The 7,097-nt window shown below is 45.2% G+C and carries 2 protein-coding genes; both read right to left on the bottom strand.

Annotated elements, in window-relative coordinates:
• Positions 1-159: 159 nt before the first annotated feature.
• A complete protein-coding gene (locus AC1DUA_RS16050) occupies positions 160-5,496 on the bottom strand; it encodes an S-layer homology domain-containing protein (protein WP_477500726.1) in 5,337 nt (1,778 codons plus the stop codon).
• A 71-nt stretch (positions 5,497-5,567) separates the two neighbouring features.
• Positions 5,568-7,097, bottom strand: a 1,530-nt coding sequence (locus AC1DUA_RS16045) for a discoidin domain-containing protein (protein ID WP_477500725.1), incomplete at its 5' end; no start/stop codon positions are given.

Genomic DNA, 7,097 nt, shown 5'->3' with positions numbered 1-7,097 from the left:
AAAGAAACAGCCCACACCATGGTGTGGGCTGTTTCTTTTGCATCCAATATTATAGGCTCCAGTAACGACGAATTTCACATAACGGCCTTGCACGGCTTACTCAAAGAAACAAACAAAAGCAGAGAGAGTCTCTCCCTGYTTTTGCCTAAATCAGCTCAATTAATTCATGAATTTCTCAAATTGCAGCAGTCGTTTCATAATAACCGCTGCTTGCGCGCGTGTTGCCTTATCTCCCGGCATGAAACTGGAATTGGTTATTCCGTTCATAATGCCTGCATTCATCACTCGGGAAACCGCGTCTTTGGCCCATCCATTTATTGATTTCTCATCTTCGAATGCCTGAAGTCCTTTGGCATCCGCTACGGCACTGTTACCTGCCAGCGCCATCGCTCGGGTAATCATTACCGCCATTTGTTCACGTGTAATGTTGGCATTAGGGCTGAAAGTCCCGTCYTCAAATCCTTCAACCAGACCAGCTTTAACTGCTGCTCCTACTGCTCCGGAATACCATTCGGATTCCTTCACATCATTAAACTTTCCATGACTAGACTCAGTCAATCCAAGTCCACGTACCAAAAGTGCCGCAAATTCCGCACGCGTGATCTGGTTTTCAGGGACAAAGTTCGTCTCTGTCATTCCCTTAATCACAAGTTTGGAAGCCAATAGCTCAATATCCGCTTTAGCCCAATGGCCTTTTAAATCTTCAAATGATTTAGACGATTCTACAACGGTGTAAATGCTGTTACCCAGACGTTTGATCGTCGCTTGCATGCTGCCGTTTGATGTTGTAAAGACTGCCGGTACAAATACCATTTCTCCGGTAGTTGGATTGTACATAACGGCCGTTACTTTTGCCGGATCGATCACCTTAGTAAGTGCCAGCGTTCTATGCACATACGTTTTGCCAAAATCATTTACTGTAATCGACTTGCCGTTCGCTTCAGCAGTTACAGTAAAATCTACGGCTTGGGACAAAGATTTGTAGCCGGATTGTTGAATCTTTGCATCCAACTGGACAGCGACCGTTCCGTTCAATTTCTCGATAATGACATTGATTTTCACATTTTTCACATCAGTGCCAAGTGCGTTGGCCAGACCTTGCACGTCTATCGCTTTGACGGGCAAATCGTACGTCACGTTATCAAATTTTACGGAGATGACAGCATCAGGAACCTTTGACTGCGTATCCTTTACTACCTCTGCCGGAACTTGGAATTGTGCAGCATCCGTTGCACCTTTTATTTCCAACTGAATTTGATTTTTATTTTCTGAAGAGCTCAGAGCTTTGATGGCTTGTAGGATCGTTGCCGCATCCACATCCCATTTGGATGTTGTTTTTCCGTTTTCATCTTTTACTACTTCTGGAGCTGAATTAACAAGTTGAACTCCGTTAGCACTAATCGTTTGTGTTATTCCTGGTTTCGTCGGTGTAGATGGTGTTGTTGGTGAAGATGGTGTTCCTCCATCTGAATCTGAATCAGAATCAGAATCAATATGAATAACTAAGCTTTTAAATTTGTTCAAAGCTTGCGTCAATACGCTTACTGCATCATCAATTTCTTGCTGAGTCACAGCATTTGCAACCACTGTATTGGCCTCATTGATTGCTTTCTGCAAGTTAGAAATGGAGCCGATTGGATATTGCCCATCTCCGGAACCTTCTACGGCGGCATTTACCGTATTCTGTGCGTTAGCAATGAGTGAGATCAATGCTGATTGATTCAATGATACGTTAATTTGTATGCTATCTGTAACAGCAGCCAGCGGAGGCGACTCCCCTTTTGCATAACCAAGCTGCACTTGGGAGAGCGTTAAACTTGCGTTAGTCGTCTGACTGATCGCTTTGGCCTTCCAACTTAATTTCAACAGCTCGCCATCGGTAGAAATGCCATTGCCCTCTCCTAGGCTTGCAAGCAGAATTCGGACTTGGCCTGCAATATCCGTTTTGACATGCACCTTTTCCAGACCATTCTTCAAAGATTCTGCAGAAACAAATTCCAGTAAATTCGGATCATACTGGAACGTCAGGTCCTGAGCAAATACAGGTCCGTCCACACTCATTACATTGCTTAATCCATAATTTATGCTGAAACTTTGTCCTGCGAGCACCGGAAGTATCCCCGTCATCGTTGCAATTGGAATGCCTGTTTGCGCACCCGATTGTCGGGTTACCACAATGGTATAAACACTTACCGTTCCGTCTTGTGCCGTCACTGTAACGTTGACAGTATTAGCACCAATGTTTAAATTCTCGCCGCCATTCACTACGACCGTTGCAGTAGGATCGGCAGCTGTGTAAGTTACGGTCGCAGCCGTTATTTCATTAGGTACGCTCAGCGTATAACTTAATTTATCCGTTGCGAAACCGCTCAACGAAGTGCCATTGACTTTCAAGTCTGTCAAAGTTGCATCGCTGCTTGAAGCTTTTTTACCCGTAAAATCGATTTCACTCATGCTGGTATAGGTTGTGGCAGAGTCATACGTTCCAGTAACAACGAATTTCACATACTGCCCCTCTACGGTTCTATCGAAAGAAACAAAGTCCTTGTAAACCGAACCTGTCCAAGTCTTGCCAAACGTACCGGTAACCTTGTTAGCCGAATTGCTTAAGTAAGCAGGATCCTTTAAATCGGCTAGATTATCGGAGGCGTACAGTTCAAACGTTTTGGGAAACTCCATTTTGCCTGAATTCGTACGGCTTTTTCTCTGAATACCACTCAGCTGATACTTCTCTTTCATGTCCACAATAACCCAATGCGGGAATGGAGCTGCCGGAGGCTCCCACCGTGAATGCCATATGGTTGCTTCCTCACCATCCAGGATATTGCTAGCATAGCTATTATCCAAGTCGATGGTACTGTAAGACTCTATCGAGAAAGCCTTCTTCGGGATAAAGGTGTACATGAGATTGTTCTGAGCATTCTGCAAAGCCCAGTTCAAATCCATGAAGACTTGATCGATTGCCGCTTCATCAGAACCCGCCGTCATAACTTTTGCGGCAGCAAGCTTAACTGTCAATTCATGCTTCAATTCTTCAGGAATAGACAATCCAGCAGTTCCCTCCAAATACGCAACGTATTGATCAGCCTCCTGAATTTTTGCCGTCAACTGAATGAAGTTGTATAAGGATTCAGTCGGATCTTCCGTGTGATAGGAATCGGATAGTGCCTTGGCTTCTGTTGCGGACAAAGCGCGTTTCCATATTTTCAAATCGTCCAACGCGACAGTTGCCCCGCCATTATCTTTATTCCCATCTGCCCCGAGAATAACGTGATACGACGTGTCCAGGTTGGCTGTGCCTAATTTGGAGATGTCCTTCGTTGCTTTCACGATTCCGTCCACATACGTGGAGGCCGTCTTGTTTATCCGGTCTACTGAAATCGTAAAGTGGTGCCAATCCGTTCCTACATTTGTCGCTGAGTAATCGACGCGATCGGATGAGGAGGTTGCCATGTTAAGTGACATGTTCCCTTCAGCCGAAGGGCCAATGTACCAACCAATATTTCCACCCAAGGTCCAGTTTTTATTGGCGAGAATGGTCTGATCGCCTGCCAAATTGCCCTTGTGCCAGAACGAAACCGTAAAGTCGCCGCTTCCGAACTTGAGGTCGTCTCTGCTGCCAAGATCCACATAATTATCATTGCCTGCGTTAATACTAACAGCTTGTCCAGTTTTACCTGGAATGAAGGAGACTGTGCCAGTCTGCGTAGCCATGCCTGTTGCTCCGGAAACATCCTCGTTCAGATTACCGTCGAATCTCATATCAGAAACGAGCTGGTTCCACATCGTTGCTGGGTCAATTGGCGTTATTTCAGGCTTTGTTCCTTCCGTTCTATAGGTTGTCTGCAAGGCAGTGCTTTTATTGCCGTAAGCATCTACGGCTTGAAGGGTAAGAATGTAGTTCGTGGCTTGATCGAGTCCTACCATTGGGATATTCATTCTGTTCGGAATCGGAGAAAAGTAAAAATCGGACAAAACGTTATACGATTTTGCTTCTTTCGCCGTCCTCTGATCATATAATTTCACTTCGTAATGATGTATGGATTGATCATCTTTGGCTTGCCTGAATGAGAGCACCGGCACGTTATCTGCTCCCTTTACCACCTTCATTTCGTGGTTAGCCGGGAATTGCGGTGCCGTTTTGTTGCGATTGCTTGGTGTGTACGTGAAATTGCTTTTAATTTCATCGTTGGTATTGCCAGTTAATCTGACCACCCACTTCTTGCCCGCTAATGCGCCCGCGCTGTTGAAAGAAGCCCGTCCATCTTTATTAATCTCTTGCCAAACGCCCCCAACTAACAAATAATTCGGATCGCCGTTGTACTCCACTCGCTCAATCTCGATACGATCCTGATAGACTTCAATGAATTGGGACTGATTTATCCGCTTGTGTCCAAATGCATCGTCCCACAACCCATCTTTCCCTGCAGCAGAATATCCCCACTCATTTTCAACGTAAGACATCGATCCGACATTAACCTCAGTGAAATCTTTTTGATAAATAGCCCGGTCATCGTTAATGTTCAAATGTGAATGGCCTGACAAAACCATGACTTGCGGATAATCCTGTAAATCCGTATACAGATTCGGATTATCTGTTTGCATGCCGTCCATGACTGTTCCGGTAATCGGATGGTGCAGCGTTATGAAGATCGGCTTGTTTCTATTCGCCGGATTCCCTGTTATTGCTGCGAGTCGCCCCTTCAGCCAGTTTCTTTGTGTCGTGTCGTTGTTGTAGTTATTCCCGTTCAAGAAAAAGAAAGAATAGCCGCCAATCGTCTTCTCGTAATAGCCGTTCGCCTGCTCCGTGAACCATGCGGCAGGATAACCATTTTTGACATAGGAAACGGATGAGTCATGGTTACCTATGGCAATCTGAACAGGCATATCGGACCAGTTTTTGCGAGTCATCTGTTCTTGAAAAACGTCACGTACAAAAGTGTGATCCGGCCCTTTACCATCATTATTATCATTAATCAGATCACCTGCGATAACAATGGCGTCCGGCTTCGAAAAAATGGATGAAATGACATCAAAATTGCTCGCATATCTGGCTTTAATTTGAGCTACCGTTTCATCATTAAAACCGGGACTAAGATGAACGTCCGACATCGCAACGAATTTCAGCAGCGGCTGCTCGGTTGTCTTAATTATGTAGCCGTATGTCGCAGGCTTGCTCCAGACGCCATCTTTCAAAGCAATAACGGAAAGATTCGTTGTTTCCGACACATTGATCGGCATTCCATTAAACTTGAGGCTGGTTTCATCAGGCAATGTGCCGTCGAGTGTGTAATAGATATCAGCACCTGAAGTCGCGGTCGTAAGCGTAAGACTGACAGATTGTTCATATCGGCCTGCTGGTACCGAGGACATCGGCTTTTCAACCGTATCGGCTGCAAAAGCAGTTGGGACGAAGCTCGCTACTCCAGAATAAACGGCCGAACAGGCGATGGTGCATGCCATGAATGTGGATATGAATTTCTTTGAGTTCAACATGAAGGTCTCTCCTTTTTAGGGAGAAAAGCAGACTGCTTGTGCAACCTGCTTTCTCCCGAATACTTCATAAATTAATGTAATATTGCATTAGCAATTGCAACGAGGTCAGCAATATCAATGACATTATCGTGATTGATATCCGCCTTTGAGATCGCATTCCAGTCCGGACTGCTTAAATTTTTACCATAGTTGAATGCCACGATACCAAGATCACCCACGTTGACTTTCCCATCCCCAGAAGCATCCCCAGGAACCGAAACAATGACCGATTGAGTAAATGTTAACAAGGCTTGGTTTAAGCTGCTTACTGCAAGATCTATGTCCTGCTGGTTCTGAGCGTTCGCAGCCGCCGTGTTAGCTGCATTCATCGCCGTCTGCAACACCAGTTTGGAACCGTTTGGATATTGTCCAACCGCACTGCCTTCCACCGCCGCATTCAACACAGACTGTACTTGTGCGATAAGTGAAATCAATGCCGACTTGTCCAGTACGTTGATTTGTAAGTTATTCGTAACAGCAGCCAGAGAAGTCACCTGCGCTATTGCGTTACTCAACAAACCTTGCGAGAGAATAATACTCGCATCTGTTGCCTGACTAATTGCTTTAGCTTTCCAATCTAATTTCAACAACTCTCCATCGGTAGAAATACCATTGCCAGTTCCTTGACTTATAAATATAAGTCGAACTTGGCCTGCAATACTCTTATCAACAGACACCTGTACTAGACCATTCTTCAGAGACGTTACAGAATCGAACTCCAGCAAATTAGGATCAAACTGGAACGTCAAGTCCTGGGCATATACAGCTCCGTATACACTGCTTGAAACATTGCTTAATCCATAATTCACACTAAAGCTTTGCCCTGCGAGAACAGATGATACCCCCGTCATCGTTGCTATTGGAATCGATGCCTGAGACTCCGGTTGTCGGGTTATCACAATGTTATAAACACTGATCGCGCCGTTTTGCGCCGTTACCGTAACGGTGACTGGATTAGCACCAACGACTAGATTCTCACCGCCATAAACAACTGCGGTTGCAGTAGGACTCGCTTTCTCATAGGTCACAGTTGCCACGGTTGTACCATAAGGTACCGAATACGTATAGTCGAGATCACTAGGTACGAAACCGCTCAATGAAGTGCCGTTCACTTTCAAATCCGTCAAATAACTCGCATTGATACTTGAAACCTTTTCACCTGTAAAATCAATTTCACTCATATTGGTATAGGCTGCAGAGGGGTCATAGGTTCCAGTAACGACGAATTTCACATACCGGCCCTGTACTGTTTTGTCCAGTGAGACAAAATCTGTATAAACCGTACCGGTCCAAGTTTGGCCAAACGTGCCTGAAGCCTTATTAGCCGCATTCGCCAGGAATGTTGGATCATTCAAATCAGCCAAGTTATCCGAAGCGTACAATTCAAATGTCTTAGGGAATTCCATCCTCCCTTGGTTTGGACGGCTCTTTCTTTGGATGCCGCTCAGTTTATATGTGCTGTCCATATCAATAACGACCCAATGCGGGAAAGGAGCAGCTGGTGCTTGCCATCTGGAATGCCAGATTGATGTTTCCTGTCCGTCCAGGATATTCTCTGGAAC

Source organism: Paenibacillus sp. 01T422, assembly GCF_056398785.1.
Note: the sequence above shows the minus strand (reverse complement) of the source record. Positions and strands in the feature narration are given on the sequence as shown.